The 20,337-nt window shown below is 32.0% G+C and carries 17 protein-coding genes; 12 read left to right on the forward strand and 5 right to left on the reverse strand.

Annotated elements, in window-relative coordinates:
• Positions 1-448: 448 nt before the first annotated feature.
• The 7 genes from AAGD36_RS04940 to AAGD36_RS04970 all read left to right on the forward strand — a co-directional run bounded on the left by AAGD36_RS04940 (position 449) and on the right by AAGD36_RS04970 (position 8,522).
• Positions 449-2,509, forward strand: a complete 2,061-nt coding sequence (locus AAGD36_RS04940; RefSeq protein ID WP_341755174.1) for a hypothetical protein — start codon at positions 449-451, stop codon at positions 2,507-2,509.
• Positions 2,510-3,397: 888 nt separating this feature from the next.
• The gene (gene rho / locus AAGD36_RS04945) at positions 3,398-4,750 is read left to right on the forward strand and encodes a transcription termination factor Rho (protein ID WP_341755175.1); all 1,353 of its coding nucleotides are present in this window, start codon (positions 3,398-3,400) and stop codon (positions 4,748-4,750) included.
• A 20-nt stretch (positions 4,751-4,770) separates the two neighbouring features.
• Positions 4,771-5,718, forward strand: coding sequence for a malate dehydrogenase (mdh, locus tag AAGD36_RS04950; RefSeq protein ID WP_341755176.1), 948 nt, complete (start codon positions 4,771-4,773; stop codon positions 5,716-5,718).
• A 22-nt stretch (positions 5,719-5,740) separates the two neighbouring features.
• Positions 5,741-6,493 (forward strand): peroxide stress protein YaaA, encoded by a 753-nt coding sequence (locus tag AAGD36_RS04955; RefSeq protein WP_341755177.1) that lies wholly within the window; start codon positions 5,741-5,743, stop codon positions 6,491-6,493.
• A gap of 122 nt (positions 6,494-6,615) precedes the next feature.
• Entirely contained in the window at positions 6,616-7,560 is a 945-nt protein-coding gene (locus AAGD36_RS04960) for a hypothetical protein (RefSeq protein ID WP_341752236.1), read from the forward strand.
• Positions 7,561-7,825: 265 nt separating this feature from the next.
• Positions 7,826-7,981 (forward strand): hypothetical protein, encoded by a 156-nt coding sequence (locus tag AAGD36_RS04965; protein ID WP_341752237.1) that lies wholly within the window; start codon positions 7,826-7,828, stop codon positions 7,979-7,981.
• A 292-nt stretch (positions 7,982-8,273) separates the two neighbouring features.
• Positions 8,274-8,522, forward strand: coding sequence for a hypothetical protein (locus AAGD36_RS04970; RefSeq protein ID WP_341755178.1), 249 nt, complete (start codon positions 8,274-8,276; stop codon positions 8,520-8,522).
• Between the two features lie 106 nt (positions 8,523-8,628).
• On the opposite strand, the gene AAGD36_RS04975 is transcribed toward AAGD36_RS04970, so the two are convergent.
• From AAGD36_RS04975 to AAGD36_RS04985, 3 genes are read right to left on the reverse strand one after another with little or no spacing between them, the layout of a single operon-like run.
• A complete protein-coding gene (locus AAGD36_RS04975) occupies positions 8,629-9,930 on the reverse strand; it encodes an NAD(P)-dependent oxidoreductase (protein WP_341755179.1) in 1,302 nt (433 codons plus the stop codon).
• A 15-nt stretch (positions 9,931-9,945) separates the two neighbouring features.
• On the reverse strand, positions 9,946-11,262 hold the full coding sequence (locus tag AAGD36_RS04980; RefSeq protein ID WP_341755180.1) for a hypothetical protein: 1,317 nt from the start codon (positions 11,260-11,262) through the stop codon (positions 9,946-9,948).
• Positions 11,263-11,322: 60 nt separating this feature from the next.
• Entirely contained in the window at positions 11,323-12,066 is a 744-nt protein-coding gene (locus AAGD36_RS04985; RefSeq protein ID WP_341752240.1) for a class I SAM-dependent methyltransferase, read from the reverse strand.
• Between the two features lie 394 nt (positions 12,067-12,460).
• Between AAGD36_RS04985 and AAGD36_RS04990 the strand changes: the two genes are divergently transcribed.
• From AAGD36_RS04990 to AAGD36_RS05015, 5 genes are all read left to right on the forward strand, one after another.
• Positions 12,461-12,895 carry an HD domain-containing protein gene (locus AAGD36_RS04990; protein ID WP_341755181.1) on the forward strand — a complete coding sequence of 145 codons (435 nt, stop codon included), beginning with the start codon at positions 12,461-12,463 and terminating at the stop codon, positions 12,893-12,895.
• A 655-nt stretch (positions 12,896-13,550) separates the two neighbouring features.
• Positions 13,551-14,618: an FtsH protease activity modulator HflK gene (gene hflK / locus AAGD36_RS05000; RefSeq protein WP_341755182.1), complete on the forward strand. Its 1,068-nt coding sequence runs from the start codon at positions 13,551-13,553 to the stop codon at positions 14,616-14,618.
• 6 nt (positions 14,619-14,624) lie between these two features.
• Positions 14,625-15,482: a protease modulator HflC gene (hflC, locus tag AAGD36_RS05005; RefSeq protein ID WP_341755183.1), complete on the forward strand. Its 858-nt coding sequence runs from the start codon at positions 14,625-14,627 to the stop codon at positions 15,480-15,482.
• A 105-nt stretch (positions 15,483-15,587) separates the two neighbouring features.
• On the forward strand, positions 15,588-17,084 hold the full coding sequence (locus AAGD36_RS05010; protein WP_410521252.1) for a Do family serine endopeptidase: 1,497 nt from the start codon (positions 15,588-15,590) through the stop codon (positions 17,082-17,084).
• A 16-nt stretch (positions 17,085-17,100) separates the two neighbouring features.
• Positions 17,101-17,856 carry a rhodanese-like domain-containing protein gene (locus tag AAGD36_RS05015; protein WP_341752245.1) on the forward strand — a complete coding sequence of 252 codons (756 nt, stop codon included), beginning with the start codon at positions 17,101-17,103 and terminating at the stop codon, positions 17,854-17,856.
• A 320-nt stretch (positions 17,857-18,176) separates the two neighbouring features.
• Here the strand turns inward: AAGD36_RS05015 and rpsD are convergent, their stop codons facing one another.
• Positions 18,177-18,794, reverse strand: coding sequence for a 30S ribosomal protein S4 (gene rpsD / locus AAGD36_RS05025; protein ID WP_341755185.1), 618 nt, complete (start codon positions 18,792-18,794; stop codon positions 18,177-18,179).
• Positions 18,795-19,046: 252 nt separating this feature from the next.
• Positions 19,047-20,336 carry a DNA recombination protein RmuC gene (locus AAGD36_RS05030; protein WP_341755186.1) on the reverse strand — a complete coding sequence of 430 codons (1,290 nt, stop codon included), beginning with the start codon at positions 20,334-20,336 and terminating at the stop codon, positions 19,047-19,049.
• Position 20,337: the final 1 nt, after the last annotated feature.

The following is a 20,337-nucleotide window of genomic DNA, read 5'->3' on the forward strand; positions in this document are numbered from 1 at the left end:
ATTGTGAAGAATAAATATTAGCAGGGTTTTGCACAAAAATACAACAACACCAACTCTGAAATGCGTTAAGTACATTTGTTCTACATCAAAATGCTTGCAAGAATCATCAATTCAATAGAGATTCTTTATGTAATAGGGATTATATGTCCTCTAATTTTATGATTAATATAATACCCCAATTCAGGATAAGAATTAGTTAATTCTTATCCTGAATTGGCTTTAATATAAGGAAAAATGCATTCTTAAAGCGGCTAACGCGAATGCATTTTAAACCTTTCTAAAGCTAAAAACATGATTTTAATCTTTTAAAATCATGTTTTTAGCAAAATATTAATTTAACAATCAGATGCAGAACCGTCTCAAATCTGATTGTTTCTATAACTTCACCGAATTTGGGATAAGAATTTGTCAATTCTTATCCCAAATTCGCGTATAATGAAAGGTTTTTATGTCAGACGATAGAGCAACTATAGAATCCAGTAATTTAAATATATCTAATTTTGAGAGTGATAAGGAGTCTATTCCTTCTGAATATAGTACGAATCAAGATGATAATATATCAGTAAGATCTGTTGATTCTGGGTACGAAAGTGATAGCCATTTAGCAGATAAAAAAGATGATATTATTAGAGTTAACACTAAAAACGAGATTGAAAATATAAATAAATTAATAGGAAGGGCATACACATATAAACTTAAATTTCTAAAACAACCAACTCCACAATTATCAAAAGAATTTATAGCTAATGGAGTACTCATTGGTACTAACGAATCATTTATGAGTGTAATGACTGGATTAGCAACAGAAAGTTTTTACTGTAATTTATCTGATAAAAAGACAGAAGAACTTCTTGATAATTTTAGTTTAAATATAGAACGTTCTAAAAGCCTTATGAACGACAATGACAAGGCAAAAGCAGATAGGCAATTTGCAAACTTAGAAGCTAGTTTAAAGGGATTTGTATTAAATGATATTAAAAGTAACAATGATAAGGATAAGATCGCTCTTGAAGCGGTTAAAAAAGTAATATTAGAGTTAAAAGGTCAAGCAATTCCTAAATCAGATTATGCCAGTACAGTAATTAACAAAACTATGGAAAGTTTACAAGCAGATGCAAGACATTTTAGTACCGAGCAACTTAATATTTTTAATAAAACTATTAGCCAAGGAAATAAAACTGTTAAATTTGCTAAAGAATTCACAAAACTTAATAAGACAGAACGTACAGTTCTTTCTAATGCAGTTAATGAATCTGCTAATTCTTTTATAAAAGAATTAATAGATAGTAGGAATAATGGGTTAAGTCCAGAGTTTGTTAATTATAGAGAAAATGAAACTAAAAAACTTTTATTGACTCTTAGTATAAATATACAAGATACTGGTTCTATAGAAGAAAAAAAGATCAGACAAGAGGCTTTTTGTAAACAGCTTCTACCTTATGTCCATATACCCAGTGAATTAGCAACTGAGTTATTTGAAGAGTGGAAACTAACAGAGCTACATAGCTTAATTGGCAAGGAAGCTCAGAAATTTTTTAGTGTAGATAATGCTCCAAAAAATTCTTCGTTTCTAACCTTAGATACAACAAAAATTACAGAAGAAAATATCAAACGATTTGCCGATTCTATTAATCCAATTATTAAAGATAAAGATGCAGAATTAGTCTCAAAACCAATCCTTAAAGAATCTATTAACAGAATTCAAAATAAAACAGATATAAAGATTACAGAACAACAAAATAATAAAATCTCGGAACAATTATCTCCGACTTTAATAGAACTTGGTTCTGAGCAATTAATAAATCATAAAGACGAGATAATATCTGACATAACAAATAAAATTGCATCAGATAAATCTTGGTATTCTTCTGTGATTAAAAAATTACCTATTTCTACAAATAATTTACAGGATATTGCTACACATCTTACAGACAAATATAGCAATCAAACTGCACCAACCATGTCAACTTCAGTGTCCACACCACCACCTCCTCTTACTCAACATTCTAGCATAGAAACAAAACAAATACCCGAACCTAGTAGTTCTGATTTTGTGGTATCAACACCAACAGAAGCTAAGTTAGAAAATATAGAAGCACACAGGTTAAATGAGTTAACTACGGACCAACTAGATAACAGAGTCTTGGTGGATAAGTTACAAAGCAATTCGATAGCACAGATGGACAAATCTAGATATCAAGAGCTAGCTGAAGATGCTACTGACCTGCCCAACCCAAAGGTAGAAGAAGTGCATGCTAGGCAAGATACCATAAATACTTCAATGATAGCAATAAAATCAGAGCAAGAAATACCTACAAAAGCCCCAATAGTTCAGGAAACTCAAACGCCGCAAAATAATCCAAGCATGTCTAGGATTATTAGTAATAATGTTAAAATAGAAATTCAACAAGTAAAAAAAACGTTAAGGCATGTAGAAACAATTAAAAGAGAACTAGCAACACCTACTAAACCTGCTCTTAAAGCAGTAAATAAAGGAAGGTTATGGTAAATTGACTGACTTTGTTGCGTGGGTCACTCATAGTACCCTACATTTTTTATATAACCACTATTAAAATAGTTGTTGATCGTCTATTAGCAAGGAGTCACTGAAAGCGGCGACGCGGCAATCTAAGATACGCGAAGCGTTACTCTAAAAAAACAGCTTCGCTGTTTACCTAGATCGCCACGGCATCTAAAGAGCCTTGCTATGACGATTATAGAAAAATGTAGGGTACTATGGTGCTTTAGACACGACGACCTTAATTCTTGAAGTTGACCGAGTATATACACATGTGCATCAACTATTGGTTATACTTTTAAATTATCCTACCATGTGTAATTTGTTTGACAACCGCAAAATAATTTGATAAATATAAATAATTAAGTTAGTATTAATATCAATTCCCAAATTAAGTTAGTTACTCGGAAATACGAATGCTCTCTAGGTCCACATAGTCTAGCTGAGCTGTCAAAATTTTGTGATGCTAATTTCAATAAATTTCTTGCAGAGTTCACTTATGTGCAAGGATTTAAGGAAGCCACGAAATCTCGACTTGCAGCACACTCAAATTCCGTTACGGATTCGAGCCTAGGCACTATGAATAAATTACCAACAAAAGTAGAATTATGCAAGAAGTCTAATCATTCGAGTAGTAGTCTAACCTTAATCTTTAAGTAACTTGACTTTCGTAGGTTTCGTGATTCTCCCAGTTTTTAAAGCAATAGACCTATTTCAAAACTAGCTATGAAAGGAATTTTTACTAAAAAATTAATCAAAAAATCGTAAGTAGTACTGGTGTACATGAGAATTCCTTCGATTAATTCTAACAACAAAATGACTTAGAAAGAATAAAGTTTCTAGAAAAGTTTGATCTTAACTAATCTAAAAAAAATAGGTATGACCCAAAATACAGTTACTAACAATAAGGAATCACCTGATATTTATTATAATAATAATACTAAGTATGATAATCCTAATAAAGATGGTATTGTTATCATCAATCTTAAACAATTAAAACGTAAGTCACCTGAAGAATTGCAAATACAAGCAGAAAATCTTAATATTGAAAATTCTAGTGCTTTGCTAAAACAAGAGCTAGTCTTTGCTATACTCAAGAAATCTGTTGAGCAGGGTGATTTGATTTCAGGAGAAGGCGTACTTGAAATTTTACCTGATGGGTTTGGCTTCCTTAGATCTCTAGAAGTAAATTACTTAGCCGGTCCTGATGATATTTATATTTCCCCAAGTCAGATTCGTCGTTTTGGACTACGTACAGGGGACACGGTAGAAGGGCAAATTAGAGCTCCAAAACCAGGAGAACGTTATTTTGCCTTGTTAAAAGTAAACAAAGTTAATTTTGAAGACCCTTCTAAGGCATATCATAGAGTACATTTCGATAATTTAACGCCACTTTATCCTGAAGAAAAATTATCCCTAGAGCTAGAAGATAATAGTAAGGATTTTAGTACAAGAATAATTGAATTGGTTGCTCCTATGGGTAAAGGACAACGTGCGTTGATTGTTGCTCCACCAAGAACAGGAAAAACTGTTCTATTGCAAAATATAGCTCATGCTATTACCACCAATAACCCCGAAGTATTTTTAATTGTTTTGTTAATTGATGAACGCCCAGAAGAAGTTACTGATATGCAACGTTCAGTGCGTGGTGAAGTAGTTAGCTCAACTTTTGATGAACCCGCTATTAGACACGTTCAGCTTGCTGAAATGGTTATTGAGAAAGCTAAAAGGTTGGTCGAGCATAAAAGAGATGTAGTAATATTGGTTGACGCAATAACAAGACTTGCAAGAGCTTATAACACTGTTGTACCCTCGTCTGGTAAGGTTCTTACTGGGGGAGTTGATGCAAATGCTCTGCAACGTCCAAAGAGATTCTTTGGAGCGGCAAGAAATATTGAGAGTGGTGGTTCATTGACTATAATAGGAACTGCTTTAATTGAAACCGGTTCTCGTATGGACGAGGTAATCTTTGAAGAATTTAAAGGTACTGGTAATTCTGAAATAGTCCTCGATCGCAAAATAGCTGATAAGCGCGTTTACCCTGCGATTGATATTACTAAATCTGGTACACGTAAAGAGGAGCTATTGGTTGATAAAGCCATTTTAACCAAAATGTGGGTTCTTCGTAGAATCATTAACCCAATGGGAACTATCGATGCAGCAGAATTTTTAATTGATAAACTTAAAAACACTAAAACTAATACAGAATTTTTTGATTCAATGAATTCATAAAATGCTTTTCAGGAGGAAGTATGGCTAAAAGAACAAAAATTGCTTTAATTGGTGGGGGAAAGATTGGCGGAACACTTGCACATTTGATCAGTCTTAGAGAACTTGCTGATATAGTTATGTTTGATTTATCTGAAGGTCCTTCGCAGGGTAAGACTTTAGATATATCACAAGCTGGAGCAATTACTGGATCAGATATAATTGCTAAAGGTACTAACAATTATAAAGACATAGAAGGTTCAGATGCTATAATTGTTACAGCTGGAGTACCACGTTCACCTGGAATGAGTCGTGATGATTTAATTAATGTTAATACTACTGTTATAAAAACTGTGGCTAGCAACATTAAGCAATATGCACCGAACGCTTTTGTCATTGTTATAACCAATCCACTTGACGCTATGGTTTACGTAATGTTAAAGGAAAGTGGACTAGCTAGCAATATGGTGGTTGGTATGGCTGGGGTGCTTGACTCATCAAGATTTAACTTTTTCTTAGCCAATGAATTTAATGTTTCTGTAGAAAATGTTAGTAGTTTTGTACTTGGAGGTCATGGTGACTCAATGGTTCCTTTGGTTAGATATTCGACAATTAACGGCATACCAGTTTTAGATTTAGTAGAAATGGGGTGGTCGACGAAAGAACGTATTAATGCGATAATAGATCGCACAAAAAATGGTGGTGGAGAAATTGTTTCACTACTTAAAAATGGTTCTGCCTATTACGCTCCGGCAACTTCTGCTATTGAAATGTTAGAGAGTTATCTAAAAGATAAACGTAAAATATTAAGTTGTGCTGCTTATCTTCAAGGAGAATATGGAGTAAAAGATATGTATGTCGGTGTGCCAGTTATTATTGGTAAAAATGGTGTAGAAAAAATAGTGGAAATAAAATTAAATGATGAAGAACAAGCTCTATTTAATAAATCAGTAGATGGAGTTAGAAAATTAATTGAATCAGTTAAATTGTAAATTTCTTGTCTAAACTACAGATATGCTAAGTATAATTTCACCAGCTAAGACTCAAGATTTTATCTCGGAAATACCGGATTTACCATGTACGCAACCGCATTTCCTTACTAAAATGCAGTATCTCTTACAGATATGTAAAAGCCTATCACAAAATCAGATCAGGCAATTAATGGGGATTAGTGATAAACTGGCTGAGCTTAATTATCATAGATTTCAAGATTTCGATAACCATCCTCAAAAGCAAGCGATATTTGCCTATGATGGGGATGTTTATGATAATATTGATAGACGCAGTTTCTCTAAAGAGCAATGGGATTTCTTGCAAGGACACACGTTAATTATATCAGGTTTATATGGACCACTAAGAGTTTTAGATAAAATAAAACCCTATAGGCTAGAAATGTCAACAAAATTGCCAAACTTAGAAAAATTATCCAGTTTTTGGCAAATTGATATTACCAATTATCTAAATCAAATATTAGCAACTCACCAAAATAAATATCTAATCAACCTAGCCTCTAATGAATATTCCTCCGCCATAAATCAAAATGCTCTTAAATATCCAATAATTAATATATATTTTAAAGAAAAAAGAAATAATAAATTACAAATAATAGCTATAAACTCCAAAAAAGCTAGGGGCAGCATGCTTAACTTTATTGCAGAAAATCTTATAGACGTACCTGAAAAATTAAAACAGTTCTCTAAACAAAACTATTATTATAGTGAAACTGAGTCTTCCGATAAAGATTGGGTATTTGTGAAAAATGAATAAGTTGTAATATTACAACTACATTTAAATTTAAAGATAATAACTTGGAATTATATATTAGTTATATTTAAATTCTTTACTATTCTGATTATTATTTATTAGTAGTTTATAAAATAGTAGTATCTATGCAATTTAACCGTAACAGAGCAATTATTGGTTTCCTTAAAGCCAATGAAGGTCGGAAATTTACTTCTAGAGAAATAGCTGCATGGCTAGTAAAAACTTATCCTGAGGAAGTCAAGAGAAAAGCGGAGAACAGTAAATGCAAATCAATACTCAATGTAACTGATCCAGCAAAAATAGCTCAAATTATTATAGTACTCTTTAGTGGAGAAATGACTAAAGAACGTAATGAAGCCATACAAAAACAAGAGCCTGGTATTAAAATAACACAAGAGTGTCCGCGCAAATATTATTTTACTAAAAAAACTGATCAAGCGGAGATAGAAGAAGATGAAAAATGGTCAAACATAAAAGAAAAAGAGGTGTATCTAAAGCTTTCAGAATTTCTTTGGGATGAGCTTAGTATTTATAACATGACTATTAATGATAAACGTTCTTCAAATCGTAGTGGTACTAATGCTAATAAATGGTTATATCCCGACCTAGTGGGAATGGAGGCTATGACGAAAGGTTGGGCAGAGCCGATCAAAGATTGCGTCAAACAATATGCGGATATAAAAGCTAAACTTTGGTCTTTTGAGGTGAAAGTAACAATTAATCACTCCAATGTACGAGAATCTTTTTTTCAAGCATTATCAAATTCGTCATGGGCTCACTATGGATATTTAGTAGCTTTCTCTCTAGTAGAAAGCAAGGATAGTAACACTTCTCGTGAACTGGAAATTCTTTCTGCTAGGCACGGTATAGGATTCATTTTATTAAACATAAACGAATCCGAAAAAGGTCGAATACTAATTCCTGCTAAAGAAAGATTAGAGATTGATTGGAATATGGCTAATAGGCTCGTTAAAGAAAATCCGGATTTTGAACATTTTATAAAAGAAGTAACTTCTTTTTATAAAACCGGAGAAACTAAACGCTCCGACTGGAAAAATGTGAATTATTAAGGCTCTAGGCTCTGTCCAATTGATTGTGTGTGCGTCAAGATAAGGTGCATTAATCTTACGGGTGAAAATCCTATTATGGAAGGAGTAGATAGCTCCACCATATAGCGAGTCTTGTGCAGCTGAAGGTAACGACAGTAGTAAAGCGTAGACAACGAAACATCCGAGCCGAAACCAAATCTAACAGTTAGCCTTAAGTTTTAATTGCAAGGATTAAAAAGAAATAAGATAATATTAAATTTTATTTTTTAAGATTTGAGGTAAGCAATTGGATAGTTTGGGACTAGGAGAAGGAAGTAATAAGTTATTTTTTGAATCAGAATTTGAAAGTTTAGTTTTAAAAGATCAACGTCTTAAATCAAAAGCTTTAAAGATTTTTACAGCTCTAATGGCAAAATTTACAATCTACCCCAATTCAGGATAAGAATTAACTAATTCTTATCCCGAATTGGCTTTAATATAAGGAAAAATGTATTCTTAAAGCGGTTTTGCAAATGCATTTTAAACCTTTCTAAAGCTAAAAACATGATTTTAATCTTTTAAAATCATGTTTTTAGCAAAATATTAATTTAACAATCAGATGCAGAGCCGTCTCAAATCTGATTGTTTCGATAATTTTACCGAATTTGGGATAAGAATTGACAAATTCTTATCCCGAATTCGCGTAATCTGTATTAAGAATCTTTTTGATAATCCACAAGATCAAAGACAATCTTATGATTTTTTTTGTTAATAGCAAAGTTAACAATGATCATTTAATAGAGTCGCATTTTAGGCAAACTACTGATAGAATTAACAACAATAATGATAATTTATTGCTAGTGACACAAGACAGTACTTATCTTAACTTTATTAACCACAAAGCCAAGATTGACATTGGTATAGTCAATTCAGGAGAATTTGGTGACGTCGTCACTCGTCGCTCGCCTATTATCTATAGGCTTCGCTCCTCATCTTCGAGATAAATATGAGCAAAAATTATGCTATAGAAGTGGATTATCATGCGGCGGGTGGGAAAACTAAACCTCATTTCCATCAACTTTTTATCTACTCTTAATCGGAAATTTAGGTTTATAGAAAATATCGTGAGATAATATCATTACTTACATATTCTCCGCTAGAGTTATTTTTAATCCATTCTTCATCTAAAAAATTCATAACTACTAAATCATTAGAAAATTTGTACTTTTGATTATATACTAATTCTTTCACTATTGATTTTTGTATTTTAGGATGTAACATATATTGTTGTGGCTTGTGATTAACCTCTTGAACTAAATGAAATACTGCTTGCACGATTCCACCAAGTAATAATCCTCGAGTAAGTTGTATATCATTGGCTGGCACAGATTCTCCAGAATTATCCAAATTTACAGGGTATCCTCCTCTAAAAATATTGAACGTTGCACTATCTGTAGAATATTCGATATTATCCAATACGTTAGAGGTATTAATAGAAGAATTATCTTGAATAATATGCAGTAATGACTGAAATTCTATATCTTGTGATGAGCAACTAATTAGATTCTTTGTTCCTCGTATTTTATTGACGTCAAGAGATAAAGTAATATCTTCTCCTGTACAACCAAAAATATACTCAGATTTTTGAAATAAAGATAGAATATTATTTGTAGTTTTAATCTGCTTCATAAGATTATACTTACTGTCAGATCTATCATATATTATTACTTTATGATTTAAAGATAATAATTTTTGTGCAATAGCTCTCCCTATAGCTCCAAAACCTACTACTCCACATACAAGAGTACGAGATTGTAAAGGCAAAATTTTATCAAGTTTTCGTATGACGGTCTGAGCAATCATTGGAGACTCTAATATTTGCTTTGCAGCAGAATAAGCAACGTTAATAAAAGGTAACGTGGTATAATTGTTTTTAATAATATGAACAACCCCTGATGATGTCTGCTCTACAGCAAAGACCTTGTAATTATCACTTAGTAACTTTGGAATAGTTGTTGTACATTTACTACCATCATCTAGTATGATAATAGTGTCAGATTTTACATTTATTATGGTAGTAGCAACATTAGTCCACATATTAGCTATATCTGTATTAAAATAATAGTTAAAATAGCCAAATTGTTGCGGTTGGGAACTAGGATAGTAATTTACTCCCATTTCTATAAGTTGGGCAATTACTATAGGACAATTTGAGTATATTTTACCCATTATATGAATATTATTCGGCTTAGCACCTAATCTGATAAGAGATTTTATTAAATCTATTGTTGTAAATAACAAATGTTGTACACAAACAAAGGTAACATTTTTTAAATTAAGATACCTACATCCTTTTAATTTATCTATTATACTTTGTAGAGTTTCTAATATGGGTGTATTTAAATTACTCATAATAAACTCAAAAAATTACTCATTATTACAGATAGCAATACAACCATTAAAAAAACTAGATGAGGAGCAAAATACTCTTGCTTCCTTACCATTACTATTATACTCTAAAAACCTAGCATCATCTTCAGATATAATTTTACTAGATAATATCTGACCAAATGGATCGTTTCCAGAATGAAATAACTCAAATTTTATGTTTTTAAGGGAGTTGGCACTATGATTCTCAATTTGGTGAATAGTATTTATTAAAATATCTAATAATCTTTTAATCTCTCTTTGATCTTCAATTATACTCGGAGGATTTCTACAATAAGGAGAGCTATTAAATAGAGTAGGAAAGCTAAGAGAATAATAGACTTTACTATTTTTAGTAAATTTTGCTGGTTGCATAATATTTGGTATATAATCTTTTAGATTATAATCATTTACATATATTTGCTGTATTAAACTCATTGGCAAACCTGTATCATCCGTAGATGGCTTAAATGCTATAGCAGAACCTTTAGAAATCAAAATTAAATGTCTAACAGTGTCTATTAGATATGATCGTGGTTTTAAATTACGTAGATTAATTGCATGAGTAAAAAATGACCATAATAAACTAAAATCTGTAAAATCTTCTAACAATTGAAATTGTTTCCAACATTGAGTAACTAGATAATTATAAAAACCACTATATCCTAGATCATTTGGTTGAAGAAACCACTCATTAGAAAATACTAAAATGCTATTATTCCAATTTGAATTATGAAAATACTTATTAATATCTACAAATGTCTGCCAATGATCTGACAAACCATAGGGAGCATAGATATCAGCCTCTAATTTCTTTTTAATCCTATTATGACCCACTGTATCAGAAATACTTGGAATCATGACAGTAGAGCGAGCTCCAGCTGACACATTCCAAATAGGCATATCTAATGAAGATGTTTGGTTTAACATATGCATTAATTCAAATAGACCAAAAAGTTCACCAGTCAAAAGAACATTAAGGGAAACAATTCTATTTTGTATCTGAACAAATACTTCGCTCAAACTATTAAGAATTAAGGATAAGGGAATATGGCCATATCCCAACTTCTTTTTTAGAAATTCTGGAATTCTTGAGTCATTTATAGAAATTAGTTTGCCGTCTTTAGTTGGTAGATGAAACTCCCCCCTATTAACAATATATGCTCCATAAGGATATTTTATTTTGAATAAAGAATATCCTCCACATTGATTAACATTATCACATTTTTCTGTCAATTCAGGATTAACCTTATACACTTCATCCTTAACTTCAGACCATTTGACTTCTTCAATACTAAAATTCAAATCTTCTTCCATACCAAATTCTCGTATAATTAAATAAACTTAAAGTGATTAAAATTGGTGAGTCTATTATATTTATTTCTCTGCCTCTATTAATAAGAGTATATTAGATTCTTTTATAAGGTTAAATTCTTGTTCTGTAAAGCTCTGTAAAGCATTTTCTTTTAAAAACAAGTTATGTTTCCTTACATTCTTGAAGCCCAATTTTTCCATTAATCTCTTTATAGTATCAAAATCCATATGATAGCACGTTACAACACAATCATTTGTAATACTAATTTCTATGGGGCAACCATCCGTGTACTCATCTTTCAAAAACTTCGTGGGAAATTTTAATATATCAAAAACCTCTGGATAAGAATATGCACTTATAATATCTAAAGTGCATATTACAACTTTTCCTCCTTGTTTTAAGCATTCATAACAATTTTTGATAAATATTTCTAATTTACTTAAAGCATCTATATATAAAATCACAAAGATACTATATACAATATCGTATTCATGTTGTCCCAAAATTGCAGAACTTTCAACATCAGAAAAATCTAACACATGTAACTCAATATTACTATTTTTGATATTTTCTTTACATAGCTCTACTTGATAAGGAGAAATGTCGCACCCTACTAATTTCAGTGGATTATCAGCATAGAAAATTTCTAAATATCTACCAAATCCACAACCTATCTCCAATAAAGTCTTGTCTCTTACATTTCCTATAATATTTTTTACGTGTGGGTTAATAATATAATTATTAAATCTAAATTCCTTAGTTTCTCTATAAGAATCAGTAATAGCTCTTAATTTCCAGTTATTCATAATTTTACCATTGAACAATTAGAGGAACTGCTTTTTATTATTTTAACATAAGAATTAAAATTAAAAAGCACTAAATTATAATAGCATAATTTTAGCATGCTATTCTCGCCCCCTATTTTCAGTCTTACCAAGTGTGTTTATATATGGTTTCTTTATATTTATTATAAAAATACGAGACTTTATGAGAGATCAGAATTATTGGCAAATAAAATTCAAAATGTGTCAATACTCAAAAAGATTGTTAAACCAGCTTTTAATATTAAATAAACATATTAAAGACAAGGTGGATATTATTGAAATTAAGAAAGCAATATATTATGCTAGGAAATATCATGCTGACTAGAAAAGACAATCAGGAGAGCCATATTACTCACATCCAATAGAGGTAGCTTACATGGTTGCTACTTACACGGCTCAAACACGTCCACGATTTTTTAGAACAGACATGATAGTTACCTCATTACTTCATGACTGTCTTGAAGATACAAATATAACTGAAGAAACGATTAATATTATCTTTGGTAGTAAAGTTGCTAATCAAGTTCAAGACTTAACTAGAATAAAACTAGAAAAAAAGATTAGTGTCGTGGAAATGATTAATTCTTTATTTATTCAAGGAAAGTCAGATATATTGATTATTAAAATTTTTGATCGTTTGCATAATATGAGAACTCTTTACGCAAAATCCTCTGAAAAAATTGATAAAACAGTTAATGAAACTTTATGTTATTTTGTACCACTTGCTATGCATCTTAATATGAATGATATAGCAAACGAATTAATTAATATATCTTTAAAATACCTATTAGGTCGTAACTATAAATTGTAAACAGTGTTTGACCCTCTAATAAAAATTAACCATCTAATACCATTTCCGAAAACTAATCATCACATCATCGTATTTCATGATCTCCGCTCCTCACGTACTAGTTGTCATATCTTTACCCACATCTTTTAAAAGCGTCATACTTATTAGGCTTTAAAAATACATCTTTGATATTAAAACCTGATATGTATAACCTATTTAAAAAGATGTGGGTAAAGATATGACTAGTTGTACGCTCCGGTGCACAACTGTTGAAAGTTTACAAATATAGTCAATTCAGGAGGATTTGGTGCTAGGAGCGATGGAGCGACGCCTATATGTAATAGGCGAGCGACGAGTGACGACGTCACCAACTTCTCATCAATTGACTATACCTATACTAACCTGAATTCGATGTAACAAGTTACATCGAATTCAGATTCAGGAGTAATTTTAGCATTAATCTTAGTAGTAGGTCCATGTAGTTCTAGTACTTCTATATTTTCATAAGCCTCAGATGCTAGAAATGTTATAATACAGGTGTTGATTTTTTAGTAACGAGCCTTGACGCGGTTAGATATACAAGATATAATTATATACTAAATTTCTTTTATAAGATATTAGTGCTAACTATATTTAGTGATATAATATACAAATTAACAAAAAGCAATAGTAGAAAATGTTTAATCGAATATATACTCAGGTTCTAAGAAAATCCCCTTGGGGAGATTCTGAAGAGGAAGAAAAAAGTGAATATAATATATTTACTAGGCCAAGGAAAAAAAATAAGTTTAACCTTAATGATTTCTATAATAAGTTTGGCTTCAACAATAACATAATGGTGTTAGTTTTGTTGTCGTTAGTTGCTGTTTGGTTTGCCTCCGGAGTTTATGAAGTTAAGGAAGGAGAAGAAGCTGCAGTAATGAGGTTTGGTAAGTTTGTTCGTAAAGGATTCCCTGGTTTGAATTATCACCTTCCATTACCGTTTGAACAGGTAGTAGTTGAGAAGGTAAACCAGTCTCGTAGAATTGAGATCGGCTATAGATCAACAAGTAGCCTTAGATCTAATGTGGACAACACCAAAGCTGTGGCTGCTGAAAGTACTATGCTTACTGGCGATGAGAATATTGTTGCACTAAATTGTGATGTAATGTGGCATATTACTGATTTAGAAAAATATATTTTTAATATTGTTAATCCAGAAGATTCTGTAAAAACAGCTGCTGAAAGTGCTATAAGAGAAGTTATAGGCAATACTCCTATCTCTTCGATATTATCAGACCAAAAACAAGAAATCACTAATAAGATTGAAGCTTTAACACAGAAAATCCTTGATCATTATAATGCTGGTGTTGGTATTGAGAAAGTGCAGTTACTAAAAGCTGAGCCGCCAGCTGAAGTAATTGATGCTTATAGGGATGTACAAACTTCTAAAGCCGATAAAGAACGTGAGATAAATCAAGCACAATCCTATAATAATGATATTTTACCTAAAGCTAGAGGGCAGGCAGCTAAAATTGTCCAAGAAGCAGAAGGTTACAGACAAGAGGTTATCTCAAGAGCTGAAGGAGACAGCAAAAGGTTTGCTGCTGTATATACACAATATGTTGCTAATAAGTCAATAACTAAGGATCGCCTTTACTTAGAAGCTATAGAAAATATTCTAATGGATACCAGCAAAGTTATTATGGGTACTAATGGCGTTTTGCCGCATATGGCAATTCAGCAAAATAAAATTAAGGAGTAATGCTGGATGAAGACAATTTATTATATAAGTTTCGTAGTTTTCGGATTATTATTATCAGTTACCAGTGCTTTATTTACTGTTGATCAACGCCATTCCGCTGTGGTATTTCAATTTGGTGAAGCAATGAGAACCATTGAAAGTCCAGGATTAAATATAAAGATTCCATTTATTCAGAATGTTGAATTTTTTGATAAACGTATCTTAAATGTAGAGGCGGAAGCAAAAGAGCTAACTGCTTCTGATGGGAAAAGGGTAATCGTAGATGCTTTTGCCAAATTTCGTATTGTTGATCCTGTGATGTTTTACAAAACTGTACATAACTACCAAGGTGTTAAAATTAGACTTAATAAAAACCTAGAATCTTCAATGAGAAAGGTTATAGGTAGATTACCTTTGACTAGTCTTCTTACAAGTGCAAGGTCTGACATAATGTCAAATATCTTAAATCAGGTTAATGAGGAAGCAAAGAATTTTGGACTTGATGTAATTGACGTTAGAATCTTAAGAGCTGATTTACCGAAAGAGAATAGTGCAGCAATTTATCGTCGCATGCAAACTGCTCGTGAAAAAGAAGCTACCCAAATAAGAGCTGAAGGACAAGAAGAAGGGGCTCGTATAAGATCAAGAGCTGACAAAGAAAGTAAAATATTACTTGCTGAAGCTTATATGCAATCTCAAATCATAAAAGGTGATGGTGACATGGAGGCAGCTAAGATATATAATCTTGCTTATTCTGTTGATCCAGAATTCTATAAATTTTATAGATCCTTGGAAGTATATAAAAATACTTTAAAGAAAGATGATACTTCTTTTGTGTTGTCTCCGGAAGCAGAGCTATTTAAATATCTAAATTTGGGTAAATAGAATGACATTGAGAGAGTAAAAATGATTAGTAATTGGGTAGATGATATAGTCCAAAATATTTGTAAGTTTAACAATTTACTAAGGTATTTAATTGTCACTTTTCTGATGACTATGTGGTTGGCATCTTCTGTTTTTGCTGAAAATATCCAGCCAAGCAAAATTACTCCTGAGGAATCTAATAATTTACAGTCAGTGCCAATAAAGATACCTGAATCCCATAATTATAGTTTTGCAGACATTGTTGAGCCACTTATTCCAGCTGTGGTAAATGTGTATACAGTACAATATAACCAAAAATTAGAGGATTCTCATAAAAAATCTTTTGAGCGTTTTCCATTCGATCATTTTAATGAACTTTTGGAGCGTTTTAATCTACCTTTTGATTTTGATGAAATGTATTCAAATCCTAAATCTGTTCCCCTTGGCTCTGGTTTTATTATAGATCCTACAGGTTTTATTGTTACCAACCATCATGTAGTTGCAAATGCAGATGAGATTCACATAAAATTAACGGATAATAGGGAGCTATCAGCCAAATTGGTAGGTAGTGACAAAAAAACTGATCTTGCTCTTTTAAAAATTGAGATCGAAACTCCTTTGCCTTTTGTAAAATTCGGTGATTCCAGTAAAGCTAGGGTAGGAGATCAGGTTATTGCTATTGGTAATCCTTTTGGTAGACTTGGAGGAACAGTAACTGCTGGTATTATATCTTCAAAGGGACGTGATATTGATAACACTAACGGTATAGTAGATGATTTTATACAGACTGATGCGGCTATTAATAATGGTAATTCCGGTGGTCCAATGTTCAATATTAATGGTGAAGTTATAGGAGTCAATACAGCAATATTTTCACCTTCTGGGACTAGTATTGGTATTGGGTTTGCTATTCCATCTAATACTGCTAAATCAATTATTGACCAGCTAAGGCAAAATGGAAAAATTAATCGCGGTAGGCTTGGGGTAGTAATTCAAGAAGTAACTAATGAAATAGCTGAAGGGTTTGAGTTAAAAGAAGCTTCGGGAGCGTTAGTAGTGGAAGTACAAAAAGATGGTCCAGCTGATAAATTTGGTATAAAACCTGGGGATGTAATAATAGAATTTGCTGGACAACCGGTAAAAAATTCTAGGAGGCTGCAGATAATGGTTGCTGAAACTACCGTTGATCAAGAGGTAAAAATTATCGTTGTACGAAATGGCAAAAATCAAGAATTAAGTGGCAAGATTAGTAGTGAAGAGGATATAGAGCCTAAAAAAGTAAACGACAAGGTAAGCGATAAAACTTCTGATAATAAATTTTCTGTTGTAAAAAATAATGTTACTTTTAGTAATTTAACAGATAACCTTAAACGAAAATTTGCTATTAAAAGTAAAGTTGAGGGCATTATTGTAACTGATATCGCAAAAGATGGAAAAAATTATGGTTTTAAAATTGGTGATTTAGTAATAGCGAGCAATCAACAACCTATAGCTTCTATAGATCAATTAAATATATTGTATGACAATGCCCAATCTATTAAAAAGCAAAATATAATCTTGTTGGTACAGAGACGGGGTGTTTCTATGTTTATAGCCTTGCCAATTACCAAATCTGAAAATTAGTAGTAATGAAGTCAGTATGGATAATGATAAAATAGCAGTATTAAGTTTTTATAGTTTTACTAACCTAGAAAACCTTGAGATTTTGCTGCCAAAGATTTTACTTATTGGTAAAAAAAGAAGAATTAGGGGTACTATTCTTTTAGCTCTAGAAGGATTTAATGGTTCAATTTCTGGGACAAAAGAAGATGTAAATTTTTTAGTAGATGAAATTATAAAACTTACATCTGCGAAAGATGTAAATATTAAAATAAATTATTGTGATATCCATCCCTTTCAAAAATTAAAAGTAAAGCTGAAAAAAGAAATTATTGCTATGACAGTTGGGGATCTTGATATTGCAAATCTTAAAGGAGAGTATATTGAACCAAAGGACTGGGACAAGTTTATTAGCCAAAATAATGTGGTATTAGTAGACACTAGAAATGACTATGAAGTTTGTGTAGGTACTTTTAAAGGGGCTATAGATCCTAAGACAGAAACGTTTAAGCAATTTCCCAAATGGGTAGAGCAGAATAAAGAATTACTTGCTGGAAAAAAAGTAGCAATGTTTTGTACTGGTGGGATTAGATGCGAGAAATCAACAGCCTATTTGAAGAAACTGGGTTTTAATGATGTGTACCATCTTAAAGGCGGTATTTTACAATATTTAGAAGTGACCCATAATCGTAATAGGTTATGGCAAGGAGAATGTTTTGTATTTGACGACAGAAGAGCTGTGGCAAGTGACTTGTCACCAGCTGAAGGACATTGGTTGGAACGTGGTGATCAATAGATATCTTTGGCAAACTCTACTTCTGTTGGTAATTTATTCATGCTCCCGGTACTCTGCTCCTCACACACATTTGAGTACGCTGCAGGTCGAGGTTTCGTGGCTTCTTTAAATTCTTCAGCATAAGCGAGTTTCGAAAGATATCTAATAAGCTATTATAGGCAGGATCAGATTTTAATATGAATTGTCATCCCAACATAGGCTGATATCTAAAAAAATAGCCTAGAAGGATGTGTTAAATATCATAACCCCCTGTTTACACAGGGGTGAGATAACATGACGAGTAAGCTGCACCGAAGCAGGGATGATATTTAGTCTCTTAATTATCTTGAATAGAGTTCAACTACTAAATGTACTTCTGGTTCAAATGGGTACGGAACATCAGAAATTACTGGGATTCTGACAAACTGACCCGACAATGAATTGGAATCAAAAGTTAAATAGCTTGGTACAATGTTTCCTTGTTTGCTAGCTGTCTCGAGTATTACAGGGATTTGTTTTGCTGATTCCTTTAGCTCGATGACATCTCCTTCTTTTAGTCTTATACTTGGGATATTAACCTTTTTACCATTCACTTTAATGTGACCATGGGTAACAAATTGTCTTGCAGCAAAAATCGTTGGTGCAATATTCATTCTGTATATAACAGCGTCAAGCCTTCTTTCCAATAGGGCTATAAAATTTTCACCCGTATTGCCTTTCATTTTTTGTGCGAGAGTAAAAGTATTTCTAAATTGCTTCTCGTTAATTCTACCATAATGGCATTTAAGTTTTTGTTTAGCCTTCAAATGTAGACCATAATCAGAAGTTTTAACCATACTATTCTGACCATGTTGACCAGGACGATAATTTCTTGTATTGAAGGCATCTTTACTATCGCCCCACAGGCTTACACCAAGTCTTCTGCTAGCCTTATATTTAGAATTAATAATTTTTGTCACGCTCTATGTCTCATAATTTTGATATCATACTGACGTCATTATGACGTTAATTTAAGTATACTCTTCTGCTTTGAAAATATCATGGATTCGCATGCGTAACTATACTATATGTACGTTCCGCTTGCTCACCATTCATTTTCAAATCCAATTCTTCAAATCATTTGAGTATATATATTTTAAGTATATATATTTTAACAATTAAAGTCAATTCCTCATTTTTTGAAATTATGATAAGCAAATTATGCAAGAGGTCTATTCTAATTCCTTGATTTTATCGGATGATTCAAGCAACTGGGCATCAATAATTTCAGATTTTGATGAAACAAGCTGATAACGCTCTATAGGATGCTGGATTGTTTTGTTACCAATATCTATGCCTAATTTTTGAATATTCCTAGCCTTAGATAAAAAATGTCGATTAAAAGAAGCGGCAAATTTATCATAATTATTGACTATATGCTGAATATTATTGCCAAGTTTCTGCGAATGCTCCGCTAACGAAGCAATAGAGGTCAATAATTTTCTTACCTCTTCTATAATTAATTTGTGATTTTCTGACCGTCTATAATCTGAAATTTGGAATTTAGCAAATGATAGCATATTCATAAGTCCTGCTGGACCAACTGGAAAGATATTGTTTTCCCAGGCTTTTTGTAAAAAATTATTATCTGCAATCAGAATTTTTTCAATTGCCTGTTCAGTAGGGACAAACATCAAAGTAACTATATTAGCAAAATGTTCCTTTTTATCTTGGAAACTAGCTAAAATATTTTCCGCGTAATCTTTACTATTTAAGGACTTTAAATGATTATTCATAGTTTTACTAAGATTAGAACTATCTTGCCCTAAATCTACTAAAAACTTTGAAGCTTTTGCATCTATAACCATTAAGTTACTAGAAGGTAAGAAAACTAGGGCATCTGGTCTAAGTTTTAAATTATCGGTAGTTGTCACAGAATATTGTATGATAAAGTCTAAATTAGAACGTAGACCTGATGATTTTAGAATGTTCTCAAGAGTAATTTCAGCAAGTAATCCAGCTCCAGATGGAGAAAGAAGGGATTGTTTAATAATGTCTACTGTTCCTTTAGATTGTTCGATATCCCTACTTAATGACCCAACCATGTTTATTAAACGTTCAAACTCGTTATTAAATTTGCTTGTTGCCCCCGAAATATTTTTTTCTGATAATTCCCTTGCTTCTTGATTCTCCCGTCTATGAATTTCAATTAATTGTTTAGACAGCTCATTACCAAGATCAAATAAAGCATTTTTTGCCGATGCATATGACTCCTGCCTTGCTTTATCTGCTTCAGCTATCAATTGATTCTGATAGTCTACTTTACTAGATAATTGCTCAATTTTTTGGATATAAGAAATTTTTTCTTGCTGCAAAATTTGATTCTGCTTACTTGTTTCTAAATAGTTATTTGATAGAAAGCCTAATTCTGCATTTAATTTGGTCGTCTTATGATAAAACCAAGCAAATAAACCAAATAAAACTACAAGTCCGGTAGTAAGCAATAATGGAATATAACTCATT

This window comes from Candidatus Tisiphia endosymbiont of Ptychoptera albimana (genome assembly GCF_964026605.1).
In the GTDB taxonomy this organism is placed as follows: domain Bacteria; phylum Pseudomonadota; class Alphaproteobacteria; order Rickettsiales; family Rickettsiaceae; genus Tisiphia.